Source organism: Paenibacillus sp. FSL P2-0121 (assembly GCF_037975345.1).
In the GTDB taxonomy this organism is placed as follows: domain Bacteria; phylum Bacillota; class Bacilli; order Paenibacillales; family Paenibacillaceae; genus Paenibacillus_AQ; species Paenibacillus_AQ odorifer.
In genome coordinates this window covers 6848230-6872058 of record NZ_CP150245.1, presented here as the reverse complement: position 1 = coordinate 6872058, position 23829 = coordinate 6848230, and the positions used below count along the sequence as shown (strand labels likewise).

At 41.3% G+C, this 23829-nt stretch carries 21 protein-coding genes and 1 riboswitch; of the genes, 10 read left to right on the top strand and 11 right to left on the bottom strand.

Annotated elements, in window-relative coordinates; translation table 11 throughout:
- Window positions 1-13 precede the first annotated feature (13 nt).
- Window positions 14-898: a carbohydrate ABC transporter permease gene (locus MKY54_RS30340; RefSeq protein WP_076278228.1), complete on the bottom strand. Its 885-nt coding sequence runs from the start codon at window positions 896-898 to the stop codon at window positions 14-16.
- Between the two features lie 12 nt (window positions 899-910).
- Window positions 911-1849, bottom strand: coding sequence for an ABC transporter permease subunit (locus MKY54_RS30335; RefSeq protein WP_139331004.1), 939 nt, complete (start codon window positions 1847-1849; stop codon window positions 911-913).
- A gap of 351 nt (window positions 1850-2200) precedes the next feature.
- A riboswitch (glycine riboswitch) is annotated at window positions 2201-2283 on the top strand.
- Between the two features lie 147 nt (window positions 2284-2430).
- On the opposite strand from MKY54_RS30335, the gene MKY54_RS30330 reads away from it, so the two are divergent.
- Entirely contained in the window at window positions 2431-3843 is a 1413-nt protein-coding gene (locus MKY54_RS30330; protein WP_076278229.1) for an amino acid permease, read from the top strand.
- 165 nt (window positions 3844-4008) lie between these two features.
- Here MKY54_RS30330 and MKY54_RS30325 read toward each other — a convergent pair whose 3' ends face one another.
- Window positions 4009-5160: a metallophosphoesterase gene (locus MKY54_RS30325; RefSeq protein ID WP_339188983.1), complete on the bottom strand. Its 1152-nt coding sequence runs from the start codon at window positions 5158-5160 to the stop codon at window positions 4009-4011.
- Window positions 5161-5852: 692 nt separating this feature from the next.
- On the opposite strand from MKY54_RS30325, the gene MKY54_RS30320 reads away from it, so the two are divergent.
- The gene (locus MKY54_RS30320) at window positions 5853-6560 is read left to right on the top strand and encodes a HAMP domain-containing sensor histidine kinase (protein WP_339188980.1); all 708 of its coding nucleotides are present in this window, start codon (window positions 5853-5855) and stop codon (window positions 6558-6560) included.
- Window positions 6561-6666: 106 nt separating this feature from the next.
- Here MKY54_RS30320 and MKY54_RS30315 read toward each other — a convergent pair whose 3' ends face one another.
- The 6 genes from MKY54_RS30315 to MKY54_RS30290 all read right to left on the bottom strand — a co-directional run bounded on the left by MKY54_RS30315 (window position 6667) and on the right by MKY54_RS30290 (window position 10977).
- The gene (locus MKY54_RS30315; protein ID WP_076278231.1) at window positions 6667-7572 is read right to left on the bottom strand and encodes a DUF5643 domain-containing protein; all 906 of its coding nucleotides are present in this window, start codon (window positions 7570-7572) and stop codon (window positions 6667-6669) included.
- Window positions 7573-7595: 23 nt separating this feature from the next.
- Entirely contained in the window at window positions 7596-8756 is a 1161-nt protein-coding gene (locus MKY54_RS30310) for a DUF4179 domain-containing protein (protein WP_076124235.1), read from the bottom strand.
- Window positions 8749-9291 (bottom strand): sigma-70 family RNA polymerase sigma factor, encoded by a 543-nt coding sequence (locus MKY54_RS30305; protein WP_232061486.1) that lies wholly within the window; start codon window positions 9289-9291, stop codon window positions 8749-8751. Before MKY54_RS30305 ends, MKY54_RS30310 begins: the two co-directional genes overlap by 8 nt.
- A 248-nt stretch (window positions 9292-9539) precedes the next feature.
- Window positions 9540-10127: a class I SAM-dependent methyltransferase gene (locus MKY54_RS30300; RefSeq protein ID WP_076191549.1), complete on the bottom strand. Its 588-nt coding sequence runs from the start codon at window positions 10125-10127 to the stop codon at window positions 9540-9542.
- 36 nt (window positions 10128-10163) lie between these two features.
- Window positions 10164-10442: a hypothetical protein gene (locus tag MKY54_RS30295; protein ID WP_076124232.1), complete on the bottom strand. Its 279-nt coding sequence runs from the start codon at window positions 10440-10442 to the stop codon at window positions 10164-10166.
- Window positions 10443-10512: 70 nt separating this feature from the next.
- Complete coding sequence (locus tag MKY54_RS30290) at window positions 10513-10977, bottom strand: VOC family protein (protein ID WP_036682343.1); 465 nt, start codon at window positions 10975-10977, stop codon at window positions 10513-10515.
- A gap of 158 nt (window positions 10978-11135) precedes the next feature.
- Here MKY54_RS30290 and MKY54_RS30285 point away from each other — a divergent pair, with 158 nt between their 5' ends.
- The 8 genes from MKY54_RS30285 to MKY54_RS30250 all read left to right on the top strand — a co-directional run bounded on the left by MKY54_RS30285 (window position 11136) and on the right by MKY54_RS30250 (window position 22270).
- Window positions 11136-11570: an Lrp/AsnC family transcriptional regulator gene (locus MKY54_RS30285; RefSeq protein WP_076218859.1), complete on the top strand. Its 435-nt coding sequence runs from the start codon at window positions 11136-11138 to the stop codon at window positions 11568-11570.
- 100 nt (window positions 11571-11670) lie between these two features.
- Window positions 11671-13407: a histidine kinase gene (locus MKY54_RS30280; RefSeq protein WP_339188977.1), complete on the top strand. Its 1737-nt coding sequence runs from the start codon at window positions 11671-11673 to the stop codon at window positions 13405-13407.
- A 5-nt stretch (window positions 13408-13412) separates the two neighbouring features.
- Complete coding sequence (locus MKY54_RS30275; RefSeq protein WP_339188975.1) at window positions 13413-14993, top strand: response regulator; 1581 nt, start codon at window positions 13413-13415, stop codon at window positions 14991-14993.
- A 196-nt stretch (window positions 14994-15189) separates the two neighbouring features.
- A complete protein-coding gene (locus MKY54_RS30270; protein ID WP_036682339.1) occupies window positions 15190-16110 on the top strand; it encodes an ABC transporter permease subunit in 921 nt (306 codons plus the stop codon).
- A gap of 40 nt (window positions 16111-16150) precedes the next feature.
- Entirely contained in the window at window positions 16151-17032 is an 882-nt protein-coding gene (locus MKY54_RS30265) for a carbohydrate ABC transporter permease (protein ID WP_076124225.1), read from the top strand.
- A 54-nt stretch (window positions 17033-17086) separates the two neighbouring features.
- Window positions 17087-18673, top strand: coding sequence for an ABC transporter substrate-binding protein (locus tag MKY54_RS30260; protein ID WP_076132834.1), 1587 nt, complete (start codon window positions 17087-17089; stop codon window positions 18671-18673).
- A gap of 571 nt (window positions 18674-19244) precedes the next feature.
- Window positions 19245-21671 (top strand): RNA polymerase recycling motor HelD, encoded by a 2427-nt coding sequence (helD, locus tag MKY54_RS30255; protein WP_339188971.1) that lies wholly within the window; start codon window positions 19245-19247, stop codon window positions 21669-21671.
- A gap of 14 nt (window positions 21672-21685) precedes the next feature.
- Entirely contained in the window at window positions 21686-22270 is a 585-nt protein-coding gene (locus MKY54_RS30250; RefSeq protein WP_076179254.1) for a Crp/Fnr family transcriptional regulator, read from the top strand.
- Between the two features lie 8 nt (window positions 22271-22278).
- Here the strand turns inward: MKY54_RS30250 and MKY54_RS30245 are convergent, their stop codons facing one another.
- Together MKY54_RS30245 and MKY54_RS30240 are read right to left on the bottom strand one after the other, a co-directional pair.
- Window positions 22279-22998, bottom strand: a complete 720-nt coding sequence (locus tag MKY54_RS30245; protein WP_339188968.1) for a DUF4386 domain-containing protein — start codon at window positions 22996-22998, stop codon at window positions 22279-22281.
- A gap of 80 nt (window positions 22999-23078) precedes the next feature.
- Entirely contained in the window at window positions 23079-23660 is a 582-nt protein-coding gene (locus tag MKY54_RS30240; protein ID WP_076220826.1) for a TetR/AcrR family transcriptional regulator, read from the bottom strand.
- Between the last annotated feature and the right edge of the window lie 169 nt (window positions 23661-23829).

The following is a 23829-nucleotide window of genomic DNA, read 5'->3' as shown; positions in this document are numbered from 1 at the left end:
TTGTTTTTTCTTATTATCCTTTTACAGCGCCAACAGTAACGCCCTTAACAAAGTACTTTTGTACAAAGGGATACAGCAAGATAATCGGACCAATCGCAATACAGGTAATTGCCATCTTAATCGTTTGCGAGGGCAGAATAACATGGCCTGCCATGGTGCCACTTGGATTGGCTGCAAGGTATTGAATATTGGCCATCATTTTGTACAAGATGTATTGCATCGTATATAGCTCGGGATTATTATTGAGCATTAATGGTAAATAGAAGTCATTCCAATATTGCAGTGCATAAAATAATGAGATCGTAACAAGCCCCGGTTTGGCTAACGGCAGCATCATTTGCATAAAAATCCGCCCATGACCAGCGCCGTCAATTTGTGCACTTTCCAGCAATTCATGTGGGATGGACTTGAAGAAATTACGTAGCAGATACATATTGAATACATTTATTGAATAAGGCAAAATCAATGCTGCCAACGAATCCTTCAGGCCGAAAAATTGTGTGGTCACTAAATACCACGGCAACATACCGCTGTTAAACAGCAGAGTAAAGTAAGCGAAGAACGCCAGTTTATTACGGTGCTTAAAATCTTTTACGGAAATGACGTAGGCAAAGCATGCTGTTATCGACACCGATAGTAGTGTGCCAAATATTGTCGTAAACAATGTTATCTTGTAGGCTTTTAAGATCATAAAATCAAGATTAGAAAATACATAACGGTAAGTATCCAATGAGAAATGACGTGGAATAATCGAAAAACCTTGCATAGTGATCGCCATTTCATCAGACAGTGAACCGGAAATCGCTAAAACAATCGGGAACAAGCAGAATAGTGCAAATATTGCTGAGCAGACATAAAAGGCTATATTAGTTAACTTATCAGCATTTGATCGTTTCAAATAGACACCCCCTTAAAATAATGTGGAATCTTTGTCGTACCAGCTTGTAATCTTGTTAGCGATAATAACAAGGAAGAAGCCAAAAACAGATTGATATAACGAAATCGCCGACGCAAACGCCATCTCACCATTTCTTACGCCGCTGCGATAAACAAATACATCGATCAGATCCGTGAAGGGTAACAAAATCGGGTTCATATTCGTCAAGCCGATAATCATATTTAGGTTACCGCGCAGCATATTGCCGACCGATAATAGAAACAAAATAATGATGGTCGGTTTAAGCATAGGAATTGTAATTTTAAAAATTTGCTGAAGTTTACTGGCGCCATCTACCTCGGCGGCTTCATACATGGAGGAATCAAAGCCAGTCAACACACCAAAATAAATAATGGAGTTATAACCTGTACTTTGCCAAATCACCACAATGACCAGAATCGGAATCCAAATCCACGGCGTAGCATAAAAATCATAAGTTGAACCGGTGATGCTTTTAATAATCTGATTTAGAAAGCCTGTTTCATTATTCAAAATTGCATTTAGAATGGAGCCAATAACCATCCAAGACATAAAAAACGGAAAAAACATAATGCTTTGATTAACTTTGACGAATCGGCGACTAGAAATTTCATTGAGCATAATAGCAATCGCTACCGCGAAGATGGTGCCAAATACAAAAAATAAAATATTGAACATTATCGTATTAAATGTCGCCCGCATTGCAGTATCAAAATTGTTAAAGAAAAATTGAAAGTTTTTAAAGATGGGATCTGCCCATGGGCTGTTAAAAATACCTCCGTCAAAGCGATATTCCTTAAACACTAAAATCGACCCTGCCATTGGCAAGTAGGAAAAGGCCAACAGCGCTAATATGCCGGGCAGTGCCATCATATAAAGAAGCCCGTCTTTTTTGAGTGCGCTCATAAACCTATTGCTTGTTTTTTGTCTCAAATAAATTCCCCCTCACTTAGTTGCCATGCATAACAAGCTGCCTGTACTCCTCTAATAAAACGCTTTCAAAAGCTAAATGAAATACGTACTCCAAATAGTAATCTTTTGGGCCTTAAAGTAAATCGCAATTAGAGGAGAAGCTTTTAAAAACGAGCATTTTACCCTCGTTTAGGCTATTAATTTCTCGCATTTTTATTAAAAATCCGTATTATGTGTTTAAATCCAGCGGTAATTAATGTTATTGACAAAATATTTGACAATGATTAGTATTGAAAAATATTAAAAATGAAGTTAGCGGCATAACAATTAAATAATTCGCAAGCTATGATTGCTATGGATCACACTATAGCAGGAGCAGCTTCTGGAGAGACCGTGGGGGATTCCCCCGGCGCCGAAGGGTTCACAATCTCAGGCAAAAGGACAGAAGAGTACTAGATAATTCATTTGTTATTCTGATCATCGTCAGAGTAAAGGAATGTATTTTATTTATTATTCTTAGACCTAAGAGATTGGAGCGTATCCAATCTCTTTTTTGTTATCATTTTTACTTGTACATTTTTTCACATAAGGGGGAGTTTGAAATGGCAGTACAAGAATTAAAGAGAGATTTAGAGAATCGGCATGTTCAGCTCATTGCGATTGGTGGAACCATCGGTACCGGATTATTTTTAGGATCAGGTAAAGCTATACAGCTGGCAGGACCATCCATCATTTTTGCTTATTTAATCGTGGGTATCGCTATTTTTTTTGTGATGAGGGCATTAGGAGAACTTCTGTTGTCTAAAGCAGGTTATCAATCTTTTACAGACATTGCCGAAGACTATCTTGGACCGCGGGCGGCGTTTGTAACCGGATGGACCTATTGGTTTTGTTGGATCATGACGGCTATGGCCGATATTATAGCTGTTGGGGTCTATGTACAATATTGGTTTGATATCCCGCAATGGATACCCGCAGTCATTTGTTTGATTATTTTATTAGGGCTCAATTTATTAACGGTAAAAAGCTTTGGCGAATTGGAATTTTGGTTTGCTTTAATTAAGGTAATCACTATTCTCGCATTGATTGCTATCGGGGTAGTCTTACTGGTGATTGGATTCAAAACAACTACCGGAACGGTTGCGCTCAGTAATATTTGGGCACATGGGGGAGTATTTCCAAACGGGATTTCAGGGTTCCTGCTTTCATTTCAAATGGTTGTGTTTGCTTTTGTGGGTGTGGAATTGGTAGGCGTATCGGCAGCAGAGACCTCCAATCCAGAAAAAACTATCCCATCGGCGATTAATAAAATACCTTTACGAATTCTATTTTTCTACGTGGGTGCTATTATTGCCTTATTATGCATCAACGCTTGGACAGAACTAAACCCGGCAGAAAGTCCTTTTGTTAAAACATTTAGTTTAGTGGGGATTCCGATTGCCGCGGGGGTTATTAACTTCGTTGTATTAACTTCAGCTGCGTCCGCTTGTAATAGCGGGATGTTCTCAACAAGCCGGATTCTATACAATTTAAGCAGAAATGACCAGGCTCCAGCCAACTTTGCAAAGCTTAATAAAAATCATGTACCAAGTAATGCTTTATTCATATCCACGCTTGTCTTATCTGTAGGCGCTTTGTTGAGTAAGCTGATTCCGGAGACGGCTTTTGGCATCGTGACAACAATTAGTGCCATTTGTTTCATCTGGGTTTGGGGCGTCGTTCTAATTTGCCATTTGCGATATAAAAAGACGAAGCCGGAATTGCAGGCCAAATCAAAATTCAAAGCACCGTTTACACCCTTTGTGAATTATGTTGTTCTAGCTTTGTTTGCAATCATACTCATAATTATGCTATTTGCTGATGAAACTCGTCCGGCCTTATTGTTGACGCCTTTATGGTTTATATTATTATTTGTTTTGTATTCGATAAATAGAAGAAAGAGGGAAAGAATAACGCCTGATCCAAGAGCACGTCTCGAAGGTATTCGGACTAACACGGAGATCCGGCATGATTAGTCGATGAGGGTGCTTGCTGATATTACAGTTGGATAGGCAGACATAGAAATCCACCACCGCATACGGTGGTGGATTTTCTCATTAATGTGGTCGATGCTCTTTTTCGAACTTATGTATGCTATCGGGATATTCTTCCATATTTTTTAATCAGTCTAAAATTATCGTCTATTTAAAATCAACTTTGATTTGTGCTATCTCACTATTCGTGCCAATTCGTAATGGCGGTCCCCAAGTCCCTGCACCAGATGTAACGATGACGTGAGGGCTGTTAGGATTCTTCTGATAGTGGCCATAATCTACTGTAAACATAGCATTGGTGATCAGATTTGCAGGGAATACTTGTCCTTGATGCGTATGTCCGCTAAGTATCAAATCAACGTCATCTGCGTATTCAATCCTATTGGTTGGTTGATGATCCATTACGATAACGGGCATATTTGTATCAATGTCACTCATCACTTCTGAAGTAATTGCTCGAGGGTTCCCTTGATTACCAATCGGTGATGAATCCCTTCTGCCAACAACAACGAATTGATTATCAATAACGACATGCTCATCATTTAGAAGTTTGATATTACTCTTATCTATAAAGTTCACGATCTCATCGTATGAGCGTCCTGCATCATGGTTACCTAAACAAGCATAAACTCCATAGGTTGACTGAATAGTACTTAATAACTCTATTCCTTTGGAAGGGTTAGAGAGCGCATAGTAGTTACCATTAAATATATCTCCTGTCATCAACACTATATCCGGCTGTAGTCCATTAATACGATCAACAACGTCTTCAATAAACTTTACATCATTTACGTAGCCTAAATGTAAGTCGCTGATCAGGACGATATTTAACTGATCTAATGAAGTGTTTTTATGTATTTGGAGCGGATAGGTGACTTCTTTTAAATGATTTGCATTATAAATCCCATAGGACACCAATCCTATGACTAGAATTAATACTATGGACCTTGTATGAAAAATGACACGTGCTGGTATAGGAGAAGGGAGGACCTTGATCCATTTACTAATTAGTAAGATTACATCTGAAAGGATCAAAAGCAAGAACAAATAGAAGTAGATACCCATCCAATAGTCCCCGAATTGACCAATAAAATTAACAATATTTGAATCGGTCGTCATAGCTGAAGAAGACAATAGTAAATTAATAATGATTGATAACGCACATAAGCTGTAGATGACTCCATATATGATCCCGTTTATATGTAAAAATATATGTTGTAACCATTTAAAAATCTTTCTTGCAATGTAATAGTTAGTTGCCGCATACATAGCGAATATAAATAAAAATGCAAATACCATAGGGTACACCATCCTAATGCTTTAGATATCAGAACTAAAGTGAATACAATGATTATAGCAATAATTACTAGTTTCAGAAATTAAATGGGGTATTGAGTTTACTGGTTTTTTCAGTTATTGTTTATTACTATTTCAGCTGATATAATTCTTATTTCGACAATCAATTTAAAAGTGGTGAATTCATGAGAGAGTTCTACAGTCGGGTGAATCGAAAAACCTATTACATATTAATGTTAATGATCATCGTTCTTATGATGTCTGGATTAATACTATCTACTCTAGAGTTAGATGGAATTGATTTTGGTTATATCATTCATTTTTTATGTGTGGCGTTTCTAACGGTTTGTTTATGGATTTACCCTAAGCATGAGACACATACTTTTAGAAAGATTATCATTCTATTTGGATTTGCGTATTTCTACACGCTATTCTTTTTATACCCTCAAACTTGGACTACCTATATCCTCATTTGTCTTATTCCTGCACTCTCTATTCTATTTTTTGATTTAAAATTGTTCTATTTTTCCTTCATTATAAATGGAATACTGATGGTAATTACATTTGGCTATATCCTCTTGATTGATAGAGGGGATCTATATACATATTTACATTATGATATTCTAGGGAATTTCATTAATATAATAGCGGTTCAAGTGTTATTATTTTTCATTTTTCAAATATCATTTAAACGGATGAAAAAACAGCAGCTTTATTATGAACAATTACAGCAATCTGAGCGCTTAAAGATGGTTGGACAATTGACAGCTGCCGTTGCGCATGAAATTAGAAATCCAGTGACAGTGGTTAGAGGTTTTTTACAGTTTTTTGATGAGGATCCTTCATTTGATGATCCTATGAAAAGAAAATTTAAATTAATGATTGATGAATTGAACACAGTAGAACAGATTATCTCGCAATTTCTAACCCTTTCAAAGCCAAATGGAGAACAAAAACTAGAAAAAGTAGATGTGAAGGATGTTATTGAGAGTGTCACAGGATTGCTCCATTCCTACGCAATGTTATCTGATAATCAAATTGTTACCTATGTAGAAGAAGACTGCATGATCTCTATTAATAAAATTGAATTTAAGCAGCTGCTTATTAATATAATAAAAAATGCTTTAGAGGCTTCGGATGTTGGTAAATCTGTCTCTATTATGGCGAATAGGAACAATAATTTTATTGAGATAACAATCATTGATGAAGGAAGCGGGATGTCGGAAGCTGAGGTTAAGTCGCTAGGGACTCCTTTTTATTCATTAAAAAGTAATGGAACAGGTCTAGGATTAATGATTTGCTTTAATATCGTAGAAAAGTACGGCGGCGAAATTTATTATAGTAGTTCTGTAGGTAAGGGGACAACAGCTACTATCCGCTTTTTAGCTATAAATGACCAGTAAAACGGAACATTCTTTCCGTTGAAAGAAGGGGATTACCTCAAGCCTTCGGCCGGAGAGGTAATCCCCTTTTCCTAGATAAATATGTTTATGTTTGCTGCGCTAACGATTATTTTAGAGGGATTTTGATCTCCAATTGCTTGTTGTAATTTTTAACTACATTGCCTTTGGCATCTACTTTATAAGCCCCGGTGTTGCCTTTTTCAAATACGGCTTGATACGGTCTGATAATCAGATATTCTGCCGCTGAGCTAGGTGCTTCGAACAATAAATCTTCAGAAACCGTATTTTGAGTTGCTGCAACAGAATCCCTTGCAATAAATTCTAATTCATTTCCCAGATTATCATAAATGTCATATCCTAAAGCCTGTGCTTGGGTGGCAACCCCTTTAACCGCTAAAGCGATACGCACAGAAGTCTCTCCCGCAGCAACACGGGTGGTTTTGATTTCAAATTGGTTGTCTTTCTTTATAGCAGGCAGCTGAATGTTATGCACTAATCCTGCTTGCTTGAGAGAAAATTTAAGTACATACGGTTCATCGATTCCGTTAAGCTTCACATGGATACTCAATTCAGAGGAAGCCAGGTTTGCCTTTTGTTGCTCAGTTAACCATCCGGTCTGCAATACAACAACCGCCTTGTTGGCATCACCGTCACTGATCCAGCGTGGTGTTTTTAAATCAATGCCTCCTGGTTGAGTGAGCTTAGCGTCTATTCCCACAATAGTACCTTCTGCAAGATAGGGCTCACCTTTATCATTTAAAGTTACTCCTGCGAGCATTCCTGAAAATAGCGATCCCTCACGGCTCAGGTCGATCTTAATATAGTTACCATCAAACTGCGCATTGCCCTTTAAAGTAAGCTGATCGTGTGAATCGGCCACTTTTGTTGTATTCAGGGAAGCTTCAACAGCGGGTTGGGCACTGGATGCTTGGGTTAAAGCTGGCATTCCCAACGCTCCTAGGCATACAGCAGCACTTAAAATTACAGACATCTTCTTAGTCATTTTTTTCATGATATTATCAAGCTCCTTAATTTTTATTTAACTAGCACGTTTATCTCTAGACCGTCAATATAATGCTTCACTGGGTTTCCAGAACTGTCTGTTTTAAATGCTCCATTCTTACTTTGTGGGTTCTCAAACTCATAAAGATAGCCACGGATTGTGAGCATATTAGGGTGTTTCTCAAATGGCTCAGTAAGCAAATCGACATTAAGTGACCTATTGGAAGTCGAGAGGACTTTCTGTGAAATATCTTTCAGCACCTGTCCTTGTTGATCCTTTACTTCAAAGCCCACTAAACTCAATGCTGTATGATCTTCGTCTGTATCCTGTTCCAGCATGAGCGACAGGCGTGTCGTTAATGGACTATATTCCAGCTTTTTCAGGATCAAACTCCATCCTCCAACTTGTGCGCGTATGTCAGGTGTGGAAATTTTATTAATCGTAGCCTTCCGCGCAGGAATTTGGAGAACAAACGGTTCATCCATACCGTTTAAGCCAAGAGTTACGGTCAATACAAATCGATCAGGAAAAGGTTTGTTGGAGATTCCGGAATTCGAGGAATCCACTAGTCTAAAAATAGCTGTGTTGCTTTCCGCACCTTCTATCCAGCTTAGAAACGGCATAGCTTTCCAGAGACCATCAGAAAATTGCTCCAGGGAAGCGCCGTCGATCAATACTTCTGCAGAGGTTATTGCACCTTTCGCTAAAAAAGGCTTCCCATCCGCTCCAATCGTTACTCCGGCTAGCTTACCTTCCAGTTTTTCTCCCTCACGCTTCACCGAGAATGCCAACCGGCTGCCATCAAATACAGCCTCTTCGGCAGACAAGGTGATCCCTTCATGGGTATCACTGCTGTTTAGACGGGAAGTCAGTCCCAGACGCTGGGCCGCTTGTAACCCTATATCATCTGCCCGTTCAAATATACCGCCTATCAAGGGAAGCTGCTTGAGCGCATTGGCCAACGTAGGCGGATAGATAGCCGTTAGCATAACACTTAACAATATCGCCGCAGTCACAGCAGCTGTGATTTTTGGATATATCCGCTTTTTCTTTTCCTTTTCCACAGGATCCTGGACAATGGTGGCCAGCGATGCATAAATCGAATCCTGCCGTGATCGTAGTAAAGGAGGAAGCTCCTGTATATTAGCTTTCCCTAGCTCCCTGATCTGCTTTTCTAAATTGTTATTATTCATTAGCAAGACCCTCCTCCCGCACAGGATGTATCTGTTTGGACAACAATCTCCGTGCGCGATGAAGTCGTGCCCTGACCGCTCCCTCGGAGATGTCGAGCACATCTGCAATCTGCTTAATGGATAAATCGTCATAATAAAAAAGCACGATAGCAAGCCGCAGGGATTCGTCCAACTGATTAATGAAGCTTTGCAGGTCTACGTTGCCTGAATCTTCAAAATGCACATAGGAAACGACCGGTTCCTCGGGAATTTCCGCCACAGCTATAGTTCGTTCTCGCATACGAAGTAACTGATTGCATTCATTAATCAGGATGCGTATAACCCAGGTTTTAAAAAACTTAGGCTGTTTAAGGTTGGCCAACCCTTTATACACCTTCAGTGTTGTTTCCTGAAGAGCATCCGCGCAATCTTCATCTTTTAGCAGAATGGTTTTGGCTAATCTGTACAACTGGGATTCCAGTTGCCTGAAAAGACGGGTAAACGCCTCGTGGTCGCCTTTCTGCGCTTTTTTGATATCCAGTTCGTTTTCCAGCAAATGATTTTTCCTCCTTGAGGGCCCTCTGTATAATTAGATGGAGAAGACATCCAAAAAGTTATATTTAGGATAAAATTCATTCTCCTACACAAATCACTTACCTCGGTAGTAGTATAAAATCCATGCAATTCATTGTTTTTGGCAAAGATGGAGAGGTTAATAGAAAGGGGGGGACTTCAAGTGGATAAACTGAAATAAATTCAGGAATTACCACCTTATCAGAAGAGAAGTAGTGGGGTAATCCTGAATTAAAAAGTGTATACATATACCTTGGTACGCAGTGTGTCCGTGCATGTTATGGTACGGACAGGCTGCATGCCTGGAAGGGCAAAACAAATGCTAATGACCACTGCGCCCGGCAGTAGCTCACGCTTGAACTTGTCCCCCAGCCGTTTCATCGCTCCGGGAAATAAGTAACAAAGAACTATATCCGCATGCTCGTAAGAGCTGCTATAGATATCCCCACGTACATAACGAAGCCTTCCGTGGAGCAGATTCTGGCCTTCGTCTGCTCGCAGCATACGTGTGCCGAACCTAGCAAGCAGCTGGGATGTCCACAAGGGAATACTGGAATTTTCAATGCCTGTCAGCCTTTTGCCTGGACATTGGCGAATAACATCCATGCCAAGTGTTCCCCAACCCGATCCCGCCTCCACAATGCTGCTATATCCCGGAATCCGATTCACCTCAACGGCAACAGCCGAGCGTACAGATTTTGACGTAGGCATCGGCGATATCCCGTTCCTCCAGCTCACCAGCACAATCGACACCATGGATAACAAGGCTGCGAAGGCGATGAGCCAAGCGATGACTTGAATCACGATCAATACTATCATTCCTTCTTCATCTGCTAGAAGCAGGATTCAATTCTCTTACTTTCTCCCAGCATTTCGTTTATTAACTTCATATGGATAAAGATCCTGAATTTCCTTGCTTTCAATATCTTGACCTACATAAAAAATCAGAGTGGGATCATTTGCTGGATGGGCATAAGAAAGATAAGTGCGATGTATAAAATCAAAGTCCATCTTACCCAGCTGGAAATCGATTTGATATTTATCTTCTAAATAGACTTCAAATTGCTTTTTTAAAGCCAGAGACTTCCACGGAAGTCCAAAGAATAAAAAGTAGGTTCCTATAAGAAATATCAAAAAAATTAAGAGGAAAAGCGACCTTTTACTGAGAATGGTATGTTTTATAATTCATAACCCTCCCTAGCGTTTATTCTACATGAACTTTGCTGGACATATCAAAATCAACCTCTTCAAGAAATTCGATAACTTCTCCATTGGGACTATGAATGATCGCGTTTTTTATTAGAAGAGGCGGTTCGCCCAGAGACAGAGAGTCCGGTGCTATAAAAGCCTTGGCCCCATGTGCAAGGGCTTTTTGATACATCTCCTCTACATTATCTACATAGAAGGCAAGGTGTAATAACGCTCCGTGTGCTATATCTTCATCAGACAAGGCTTTTTTTCCTTGAGCGGCGATGACTGCATCATTATCAAAAATCTCAATACAGGTTCTGCGGTCAGGCGAAATCAGCATGGAGGCTTCTTTGATCTGAAAAGATGGCAGACTCCAATGATGACCTAGCTTGAATCCTAAAACGTCAATATAGAAAGAAATAGTTGCTTTATAGTCTTTAGCTTGAATCGCTACATGTGCAAGGCCTTTTACACTCATTTATAATCGCTCCCAACTTTAATATATACTTATTATAGTTGTATTAAAATATGAGATATATATATAAGATAAGTGTTTTGTAGTAATATGGTTATTAAATTTAAGGTATTTTAGTGGAATAAGTTTATTTTATAAAATGAGTTTAGGAGGCGCTTGCTATGGAACAACTTGTGGATGAGATTGATAAAAAGATTATGCAATTACTTCAGTACAATGCCCGAATGTCCATTTCACAAATCAGTAAAGAGGTTTCGATGTCACAACCCTCTGTTAAAGAACGAATGATCAAGCTGGAGGAAAGGAATATCATTTCTGGGTATCATACAGCTTTTAATTTACGAGATCTGGATCGGGGCACAACTACGTTTATTCTATTAAAAACAGAACATTGCCAAGAGATTACGGATTTTTGCAAAAATGCTAAGGAAGTTACCGATTTATATCGGATTAGTGGAGAATATAATTACCTCATAAAGGTGCAAACCGCGTCGATTGAGGAGTTAGCTGAATTCCAAGACAACCTTATAAAGTTTGGACCTTCAAAATCTCATATCAGTCTGAAAAATATATTGGAAAACAGGGTGTTGCTCTAAAGCCCATTTTCCAAACACAATATCTGGTAACCGCTTTCATTCCATTGTAGAATGGATGAAAACAACGTTAGCATTAACTCGGATACAAGGGAGCATGGGTATGGAGAGGTTTTTATTCAGTAAAAAGTATATTCCGTTCACCTATAAGATGATGATACCGTACCTCATTCTAGTATTGCTGACAGATGTATTGGTGGGTTATATAGCTTATACGATGCTCGTAGAGTCCAGAACGGAAATGGCGGAAACGAATGTCCGGACAGCTTTGAAGCAGACGAGGAACAATATCGAATATCAGACAGATGAAATCAAACGAATGACTAACTCGCTGTTTCTCAATACGAATTTTCAGAATGCTCTGCAGTTTAGGGGAGATGCATTGGAAAACATGCTCAAAATGAGGGATGATATCGTTCCTTATATGAAAGCTCCTCTGCAATTGTATGGGAACAATCTGAGACTTGTGCTCTATACCGCAAATGAGACGATGCTTGAAATCCCCGGTGATGATATGTCTGTACCTATCGGTAGAAGCGATTATTATATTCTTTCTGATCAGGTTATTGAAGATAAGGAATGGTTCAAGTCGATTGTTGCCAATAACAAAGACAGCTTGTGGCTTCAGGCGGACAGCGACAGTAAACTAAGCAATATTTCGTATTTCCGCAAGCTGGTTTCTTCTAAGGGAGGCCCATCGATTATTGGTTATATTCGCGTCACGGCGAGAATTGACGAGCTTTTTGGCAATTTCGATACCTTTCCGATTGAACAGGGTATAGACCTTCGTCTAGTGGATCGGGTTAGTGGATTAACGCTTTATGAACAAGGTATTGTCGATGAACATGCGAAGCAAGATGCTTATCTGATCATTAGTGAAGATATTCCGTTGTCTGACTATGCTATCGAGGTACGGGTGCCGCATGCCTACTTGAATAAAGATGCTAGCCGAATGCAGAAGGTGATCACCACGGTTTGTTTGATCAGCTTTTTAGTCATGGCGGTGATCGGCTTCCTCGTTGCCCGCATATCAGGCAAAAAAATTAAACGGATCGTATATTTGGTCCGGTCGTTTCAGGAAGGGAATTTTTATAAAAGAATTGGGTTTGCCGGGAATGATGAATTTGTCTACATTGCTAATAGTTTTAATCAGATGGCGACTAGTATCCAGGACCTGATCCAGAACGTCTATGAGCAAGGGATTCAGAAAAAGCAAGCAGAACTGGATGTGCTTCAAGCTCAGATCAGTCCGCATTTTTTATACAATACATTGTCGACCATTGGCAGCTTAGCCAATTTGGGCGAAGTTGAGAAGGTTACACAGATGGTACAAGGTCTTTCTAAATTCTATCGCCTCACCTTGAATGAAGGACATGTCTATATCTCTCTTGAAAAAGAGCTGGAGCAGGTAAGGATGTACCTTGAAATTCAGAGGGTAAAGTATGCCGATGCGTTTGAGGTTTATTATGATATTGATCCTGATATTTTACAGGTTCCTATCATCAAGCTGATTTTGCAGCCATTTGTAGAAAATATATTCAAGCATGCTTGGTTTGGGGAGACGATTGCGATCCGGATTACCGGAAAACGGCTGGGTGAACGCATCGAGCTCAAGGTCATCGATAACGGAATTGGTATGCGGGCGGAGACACTGCGAAATATGCGTTCAAGCTCATTCCATTCGAGCAGCTATGGACTGAGAAACGTGGAGGAACGAATCAAGCTGAGATACGGCCATGATTTCGGCATTCATATCGGCAGTTACTTTGGGGCAGGAACGACCGTTCAAATTATCTTACCGGTGGATAATGCGGAAATCCGGGAAGTTATGGGGGAGTAAATAGTATGGCGATGGAGATCAACGTTCTGCTGGTGGATGATGAAGTGATCGATTTGGAATGGCTGAGACGGCGGGTGGCGGGCAGTGATCATTTGCCTTTGCATAGCGTGAGAACGGCAACTAGCGGTTTTTCCGCTTTAAAAATGATGGAGCAGCACCGCATTGACATCATTCTCTCCGATATCCGCATGCCGATTATGTCGGGCGTGGAATTTGCCCGGAAAGCGAAGGAGATTAACCCTGAGGTCCATCTGCTTTTTATTAGCGGACATCAGGATTTCAACTATGCCAAAGAGGCCATTCAATTAAATGCCTCTGGTTATTTGCTTAAACCCGTCGATGATGACGAGTTAAATAAGACGCTGACTGAACTCTGCGCCAAGATTGAGAAGGAGAGGAAGCAGCATATTTCCTTATCGGAAACACTGACGCTTGTGAATCAGGAGCTGCTGCTGCGCTGGTTTAATGAGACTGCCCCGGGGCAGGTAGAGACGCATATTCACAACGTTCTTACGTCTTACTTACAAGGCGCGTCGGCGGTTGCCATCGTCGAGATCGACGATATGGCACGGAAAATCCAAACTTGGACGGAAGAAGAGCGGAGTTTATGGAGCAGCACAGCCAATCAGTTTATCCGGAAGTTCGCGCAAGATCAAAATTTAGGCATGGTCATCACAACCTATGACTATCATTTTGTGATCCTTGCTGCGGTTCAGGAACAATATTTTACCACTTTGATGGAAGAGCTCATTCGGTCATTCTATCAGGAGTTTTCCTGTTCAATTACGATTGGAAGAGGGATGTACACAACAGAACTGGGTAAGCTGCATGATTCCTATCGGCAGGCTCAGGCTGCTTTAAGTATTAAATGGATTGTTGGGAAAAATAGAATCATCCAAGATGCCTCGGAATGGAGCCCGAAGGAAAAAATCGCCTCAGATTTAGAGGTTATTGTGGACCGGATGCTTAAAGCGATGCTTGATTACGACCTTACCACCATTGATGATTGTTTGCTGCAGCTGTTTGCCGGGGACAGTCCGCTCTCCCAGAAAAATGACATCTACGATATCATTATTCGAATTACCTCCAAGCTTCATGCCGATCTGCAGCAAATGAACGAGCATCTATACGAGATTTTGAATTGGGATTCACATCATCCCTTTGTGCTGTTTCAGTTTGAAACGGTGCATGATATTCTCTCTTGGCTGAGAAGAAGATTTTTTGAGTTGTCGGAGCTGCTTTATTTGAAACGGCAAAGACAAAAGCGGAAGTTAATTGATGAAATCACGGAATATGTGAAAGAAAGATTAGATCAAAAAATAACGCTGAACGAAGTGGCCGCCCATTTCGATTTTACGCCTAACTATCTCGGTCATTTATTCAAGGTTGAAACCAACAGTTTATTCAGCGATTTTTTAAGTGAATTACGGATGAAACGGGTATGCGAGCTGCTCGAAGATCCGACTAAGAAAGTGTATGAGATTGCAGAACAAGCCGGATATAAAAATATTATTTATTTCAACAGACAGTTCAAGCAATACATGGGCATGTCACCCGGTGAGTACCGGAAGAAAAATAAAATCTAACAAAAAAGCGGTGAAAATGAAAACCCGGCGATGATTTTTCGGTTATTGGAGAATCGCTGCCGGGTGTTTTTGGTCTGCCGGCTAACCTTTTTTTGTCGAATCGTTGAATTAGTATTATGTTTAGTTGTTTCGCTGAATTATCTAGGCGCCTTCGCCCTTTTATAATAAGAGATATAGAGAAGAGAGGGGTGCAAAGATGAAAGGGCATACATTTTGGAGCGATTTAAAGAATTATAGGGTTCTCTTGCTGATGCTGGCTCCGGCGGTTGCTTTTTTCCTTCTGTTTGCCTATGTCCCGATGGCGGGCATTATTATTGCCTTCAAGCATTACGATTATGCGGGCGGTATTTTTGGAAGTGCCTGGAACGGGCTCGACAACTTCCGCTTTTTCTTTGAATCAGGTGATGCTTGGCGGGTAACACGAAATACAGCACTATATAACATTGCGTTTATCGTCGTCAATAACAGTTTGCAAATTTTTGCAGCGATTATGTTGTTTGAGGTCGGTGGTAAATGGTTCCGCAAAATCACACAATCGGCGTTGTTCCTGCCTTACTTTATCTCATGGGTCGTTGTCGGAGCGATTGCTTATAACCTGCTCAATTATGATATTGGCACCGTGAATGCTTTGCTCAGAGGTATCGGACTCCAGCCTGTCGATATTTATAATACACCTTCCTATTGGCCGTATATTCTGGTTATAGTTTCTGCATGGAAAAGTCTCGGATACGGAACGGTGATGTACTTGGCCGCGATTACGGGGATAGATACAGAAATGTATGAAGCAGCCGAAATCGATGGGGCTAATATTTTTCAGCGAATTATGAAAGTAACCATTCCGAATTTGTATCCAACGATTATTATTCTGGTGCTGCTGGCAGTCGGGAACATTTTCCGTGGTGATTTCGGGATGTTCTATAACATGATCGGCAACAACGGCTTGTTGTTCTCCTCGACAGACGTTATCGACACTTTCGTATTTAGGTCACTGATTACTTCGAATGATATCGGCATGTCAGCTGCAGCTGGTGTTTTCCAGTCCGTTCTTGGCTTCGCGACGATCATGTCAGTGAACTATGCTGTCCGTAAATACGACAAAGACCGCGCTCTGTTCTAATCGTATCAGGAGTTAAGTCTTTCATAATGGAGGTAACGATATGAAGCAGCTTGATCGTAAAATATTTTCAGGTATTGGTTATGTATCCCTGATTTTTCTCTCAGTTTTATGTATTTTTCCTTTTATACTTGTCGTATCTTCATCCTTTACGGAAGAATCCAAAATCCTAACGGATGGTTATCAATTTATACCGACTGCCTTCTCAACTGAGGCCTACAGCATTTTGTTTAAGTATCCCGAACAGATGATTCAAGCCTATATAGTGACAATAGGAGTTACTATACTCGGCACGGTGCTTGGCTTGTTTCTGACTTCGATGACTGCTTATGCGCTATCCCGAAAAGATTTTAAGTGGCGCAATAAATTTTCATTCTTCTTTTTCTTTACGACTTTGTTTAGCGGCGGTTTGGTTCCGTGGTATCTGCTTATGGTCAACTACCTGCATATGAAGGATACGCTGATGGCCTTAGTGGTTCCGATGATGCTCAATGTCTTTTATATCATTGTTATGAAGTCTTTTATGGGCAGCATTCCGGAAGCGATTGTAGAATCAGCAAAAATTGACGGCGCAGGCGACTTTAAGATCTATGCTCGTCTAATCCTGCCGCTGTCCAAGCCGGCGTTAGCTACCATTGGCTTGTTTCTAGCGCTGGCCTACTGGAATGACTGGTACAATGCATTGCTGTTTGTATCGAATGAAAACTTGATGCCGCTCCAATATTATTTGTATAAAATGCTAGGCAATATGGATGGCATGCGCAAAGCGATGATGGGTGCAGGGGCAGTCGTAACGACATCGATCCCAACCGAGAGCTTGAAAATGGCGATGACAGTTGTGGCCACTGGCCCGATTTTGCTGGCTTATCCATTCGTGCAGAGGTATTTTGTACAAGGTTTGACGATTGGTGCTGTGAAAGGATGAACCCGGGAAAACTCGGTTTATCAATATAATTAAACACAAGGGGGAAGGCTTGAGATGCTGAAGAGAAATAGATTGATGATGCTAGCGCTCGTTTTAACCTTCGTAATGATTCTAAGTGCATGTGGTGGTGGCAATAACAATGCTAATACGTCTGCACAGGCTACAAATAATGCGTCAGAGGGAGGAAGCGACACTACGAACACCTCAGAACCTGCAACTACCTCAGACACCCTTGATACCTCTAAAGAAGTGAAGCTGAAAATGATTTTTGTTGGCCCTAAACCGATAGACTATGATAGCGTTTTTGCTGAGATTAATAAAAAGCTGAAAGAAAAAATCAATGCTACTGTAGAGGGCGAGTTTCTGGATTGGTCGGACTGGGCACAAAAATATCCGCTGAAGCTGGCAGCTAATGAGGATTTTGACCTCATCTATTCGGCAAACTGGGCTGGTTACAATGACCAGGCGCTGAAAGGCGGATTTCTGGAATTGACCGATGAGCTGCTTACCAAATATATGCCGCAGACTTTAGCAGCTATGTCTGATGTGAGCTGGGATCAAGCTAAGGTAAACGGCAAACTGTATATGGTTCCGCAAAACAGAGGGGAATCCGTTGAAAAACTGATTTTGTACCGCGAGGATTTGCGTAAGAAATACAATCTTCCGGAGATCAACAGCCCAGAAGCGTATGCCACTTACTTGAAAACCATAGCACAAAACGAAAAAGGAATTACACCGTTCACCCCGGAAACAGGAGACTGGAAATATCATAATTTGGACCGTGTATTGCTGAAGCAACAAAACGAATGGAATATGTTTGATCTCGACCTTCCGTTTGCTTTCAAATTGACGGATGAAAAAGGGCAAGTATTTAACGTATATGAAACGCAAGAGTTTAAAGATCTACTCGTATATTACAAAGATCTCGCTGATAACAATGCATGGTCGAAAAACGTTCTAAACAGTAAAAATGATCATCAGGCCGATTTTAAAGCAGGCAAAACAGCATCAATTACGCACAACAACGGAACACTTGGAGCACTTATGGCTTTGATGCGCCAAGAGAATTCCCCTTATGAAGTAGCATTGGCTGACATCAACCAAGGCAAGAAGAAATCAGTGGCGATTTCCACCCAAAACGGTACTTCGATCCACGCTACTTCCAGAAATGTGGAACGTTCCTTGATGTTCCTCGATCTGATGCAAAATGATAAAGAACTGCACGACCTGATGATGTACGGCCTTAGCGGTGTACATTACGAAGCGGTTGGCGATGACAAATATAAAGCCCTTGAAAAGAATCCGAACTATACTGGCTTCTCTAACTGGAACTTCAACTCGCCACTTAACCGTGACAATGAAGCATTCCCGCAAGAAGCAAACGATCTGGCTAAAGGCTGGGAAGCAAATGTCTATCACTACGCGCTGGAAACCTTTGTATTTGATAACAGCAAAGTGAAAACGGAAATTGCCAATGTTGGTAACGTAATGCTCCGTTATGCGATTCCGCTCGAATACGGCGTAATCAAAGATATCGACAAAGGTCTTGAAGATCTGAACAAGCAACTGAAATCCGCGGGCATTGATAAAATCCAAACCGAACTGCAAACTCAAATCGATGCTTTCTTGGCAAACAAATAAGCTACAGAATAAGGGAGACCTAACAGTCATCAAATGGCTGTTAGGTCTCCCTGTTTAATTGGGCTCATCCGCGGGTGAAGCCGCTATCGGACACAGTTGACCCTAATAGCAGCATTATCGCACTTTTGGAATACTAACGGACCTCATAGTCGCTATTAGCCTAAAACACGCCTAGAATGAAGTTCAGGATAAAGAATAGCTGCACTGGAGTCCGAAAGTCTGCTTTAAAGGCTGAAAATCAGTAAATAAAGTCACCTCGGTCCGTTAGGCAGACCAGAAACAAAAGGCAGCAACCCTTTTGCTAGGGAAATGGATACTTAGGGAGAACGGCTACTCTTTGTGAAAAGGAATAAAAAAGAAGAACCGGCATGAGCTGCCGGTTCTTCTTAATATATAATTTGCGCGCAATGAAATAACGTGATATTATGAGAAGACCACTGTTAATCTGCGTATTTCAGACAGATTTATTACATCTTATTTATACATTAATAATACCACGCGGATTGGCAGTTTGTCAAATTTGTATTTTTGCTTCTTGATAACAACCTTGAAAAGGAGCGTGTTAGTAAAAATGTTAAGCGAAAAAGATTGGCAGGGAGAACAGAAATGGCTAGATTCGGTCACGGAAGAATTGCAATCAAAGATTGGCGAGCTGGAACCGGAAGTGACAGGATTACGTGAACAGGTGACGGACATCCGCAAGCGGTTTTGGGAGGAAGTTACGGTTAATACGAGCACACATGAGGATTTCGAGGAGACCTTTTACAGTATAAAACAGCAAGAAGCGTTGTTGTCTGAGCGGGAACGTAGCCACCACCAACGGCTGCTGCGTTATAAGAACATGAAACGGCTGCTGCCGTCACCCTATTTTGGACGAATGGACTTTCAAGAAGATGGGTTGAACTCCAGTGAGCAAATCTATATCGGGGTGGCGTCTTTCATCGATGCAGCAGGTGTAAACTTTCTGGTATATGACTGGCGGACACCTATTGCAAGTATGTATTATGACCATTCGCCAGGCCCCGCCACTTACGATACACCGGGAGGACAAATCTCAGGAACGATGATGCTGAAGCGGCAATACCAGATCCGTCAGGGTCAGCTTCAGAACGTGTTCGATACGAGCTTAACGATCGGTGATGAATTACTTCAGCAGGTGCTTGGTAAGGGTGCGGATTCACAAATGAAGAGCATCGTGGCGACTATTCAGAAGGAACAGAACGCTATTATCCGCAACGATAGTAGCCGTATGCTCATTGTGCAGGGGGCGGCGGGCAGCGGAAAAACATCCGCAGCGCTGCAACGGGTAGCCTATTTGCTATATAAACACCGCGATAGGCTCAAAGCGGATCAGATTGTTCTTTTTTCGCCTAATCCGATGTTTAACAGTTATGTATCTACGGTGCTTCCCGAGCTTGGCGAGGAGAATATGCAGCAAACAACCTTTCAGGAGTATATTGATTATTGGCTTGGATCTACGCTTCGTCTAGAGGACCCGTTCGAGCAGATTGAATATGTACTGACGTCCAAAGCTTCTCCAGAGTATGAAGCACGGCTAACTGGAATGCAGTATAAAGCTTCAGAAGCTTTTCTGCATGCTTTGCAAAACTATGCGTTGTGGTTAGGGCAGGAAGGGATGTTGTTTCATAGTATCCGTTTTCGGGACCGCGAGTTGATTACTGCGGAGCAGATGAAATCGCAATTTTACAGCTATGATAGCTCCATCCGTTTGGCTAACCGCATCGTTTTATTGCGTGAATGGCTACTGCGTCAGTTGGCTTCGCTGGAGCGTCAGGAACAGGAGGCATTCTGGGTTCAAGATGAACTCGATTACCTCGATACCGATCAGTATGCCGAAGCCTACAGTGAGATACTTAAGAAGTATCGGCGGGAGGAAGCCGTCTTTGATTTTACGACTCAGTATCTTGAGAACTATGGGGATTTTCCTAATCAGGACCAAGGGGAAGAGAATGTTTTTGACTTTGGTCTGCAGGAAGAAGAACTGCTGCGCCGCATGATTGTGAAGGAGCACTTTACACCGCTGAGACGCGATGTCAAACGGTTCAAGTTCATAGATACGATTGGGTTATACGATCAGTTGTTTAGTGCCGACGCCAGTTATCGGCATATGACGAACGAGACTGAGGTACCTGCTCAGTGGCAGGAAATTTGTAAGCAAACAAAGGAAAAACTGAGCCGCGATGAACTCTTTTGCGAGGATGCCACTCCATTCCTGTATTTAAAAGAACTTGTCGAGGGTACTCGTATGAACACAGAAGTTCGGCATCTGTTTATCGATGAAGGCCAGGATTATTCGCCGTTCCAATACGCGTTTCTCAAACAGCTGTTTCCCCGCGCGCGCATGACTGTGCTCGGCGATTTCGGCCAAGCAATTTTCCCTCAAGCAACGAATTTGCACGAGGTGGATTCACCTTTGATCCGGCTTTATGGTGAAGATGAAACGAGCCTGATCCGTCTAATTCGAAGTTATCGTTCAACTCGTCAGATTGTGGAGTTTACGAAGGCGTTGCTGCCTAATGAGGAGATCGTACCTTTTGAAAGAGAGGGTAAGAAGCCGTTCCTAGTGAACGCTAGTAGCGATGTAGAGCGGGCGATAAGAATTAAAGAAGATCTCGCGGCGTTGATGGCTGAAGGGCTTGACTCTATTGCCGTGATTACCAAGACTGCAGCTGAAAGCCGTGCGGCCTATGAAGAATTAAAGTCACAAGGATGCGAAGCTCTGCGGCTTATTACGAAGGAGACGCTCACTTTTGAGAAGGGCATTTTAGTAATTCCCGCTTATCTCGCAAAAGGGGTTGAATTCGACGCCGTACTGATTTATGATGCTTCCACACAGACGTATGATCGGGAAAGCGAACGCAAGCTTTTTTATACAGCCTGTACGCGTGCGATGCATCGGCTTCTGCTGTACACAACAGGTGAGTGGTCACACTTTATTCAGCCGTTAGAGGTATCTTTATATGAGGTTGTGCAATGAGATTGGAGAGATAAATGAAAAGCATATTGTATAAGTTTATGAGTAAATTTACATCTCTTAACGAAGTGGAACAGCAGGATATTGTTGAAGGTATTCCTATTGAGGAATACAAGAAGGGAACGGTACTCCTTAGACAAGGAGACGTTCCCTCAAAATGTTTTTTTGTGTTAAAGGGATGTGTGAGGCAGTCCTCGATAGATGAATCGGGCAAAGAAGTCACATCTAATTTTTATACGGAAGAGCAAGCGGTTTCGATTTTTAATCGGCATCAGGAGAGTAGACCCTCAGCGTACACCTTAACCTGCCTAGAAGACAGCATATTGGTGGTTGGTGATCTTATTGCGGAACAGGATATGCTCCATAAACACGCTCAGCTGGAAACCATGATACGCAAAATGGTAGAGGAAAACTTGGGTGAGGTTCAGGATGAGTTGACTTCCTTTATTGCTTCCAATCCTGAAGAACGTTACAAAGCCTTGTTACAAAAAAGACCTCATTTACTTACCCGTGTCCCCCAACATCAATTAGCCAGTTATTTGGGGATTACGCCAGAGTCATTAAGTAGAATTAAGAAGCGGGTTCATTCCGGTGATGAATAGCAAAATCGTTATACACTTTTGGGGATTTTTCCACCTCTAAGCAGTAGCCATATCCCAAAGCCTAGTTCTCCTACAATCATAGGAATAGTAAAAATAAAATTAAGTGTTGTAATGACTGCCTCATATTGTGGGAGAAACATTTTGCTTAGATGAATGATAATATAGCCTATTGAAGCAAGCAGCAGCAAGATGCTGATTACTTTAGGAATGACATCGGATTTTAAAGCCACATAGCCCACTATTAACAAATGCCCGCCAAAAACGACCAGCCCCATAGACCAAATGAATTGAAATGCATCCAGTAATAACATCATATGTGCTTGAGTTTGTTCGATTGTTAATGAGGAAAAGCCATTTGTGTTTCCCGTGAGCAGCAGCACAAATATCAAAGTTAATATAGAGATTGCCAATATAGCGGAATAGGTTAGACGGAGCCATGCGCCAAGTAATGAAAGATTTTGGTTGATGGGTTCTAGAAACACATAAAACGCCCAGGCGACCAGAATGTCAGTAATCATAATGATGATCCAGCCCAAGATTTCCCCTTTGAAAAGATTGTTGGAAGATACGATGTTAATAAATGTGGCACTGGCATCGCCTTGCACAACAAGAGTCCCATGGACAAAGCCATATGAAAAAAATGAAGCGAGGGTCATGATGATCAGTGATATTCCAGCTGTTAAAGCGGACTTACGCTGGTTCGATAGGTCTTTTTCTGAGATAGCCATAAGATAGCCTCCTAAAGGACTTTTATTTCATTGTAATTAGGAGTACTATGTCGGGCATTGACTTAAATCAAGACTCTGAATCAATCAAGCGAAGTAAGTATCATTGTTATCGCGTTATCAACAAAGGATCGCTCCGGGCGAGATTTCAAGAGTACAGTAAGCCCAATTAGCGATACGATTAGTGCTTGTGCCAAGGCCTTCGCATTTACACCACCCTTAAGCTCACCTGATTGTATACCGCGTTCAATAGTTTCTTGAAATATAACCGATAGATACATTTGGTGTTCTCTTGTAAGAATCTCGAACTTCTCATCATGAGGTGCCAGCTCGACCATTGTATTGATGCAAAAACATCCTCGGTTCACACTGCCTGCATACTCCTCCGCCACCACATCTTCAAAAAAACTACGAAAGGCTTTTTTCGCGGATGGATTGCTTTGAAGTTGGGCTCGGACACGGGAAGCATGGGACATCGTGTATTTACGTAGCGCAGCTTCGAATAATTCTTTTTTGTCTCCAAAAGCTGAGTATATACTGGGGCGTTGAATGCCCATTCTGGAAGTTAAATCGCTTAATGAGGTAGCCTCATATCCCTTCTCCCAAAATAGCTCCATAGCTGATTCTAATACTTTTTCCTCGTCAAATTCGCGGGTTCGAGCCATTATTAACACCCCTCGTTATATTTGATTTCAATAATTTATTACCGAACAGTATTTTATAATACTAGAACTAGTCGTCTATATTGTCAAATCAAAGTCGGTAGAATCAAATATTTATGTTGACACACACCATTTTGTAAGATAAATTTACTGAGCATAATAACATACTGAT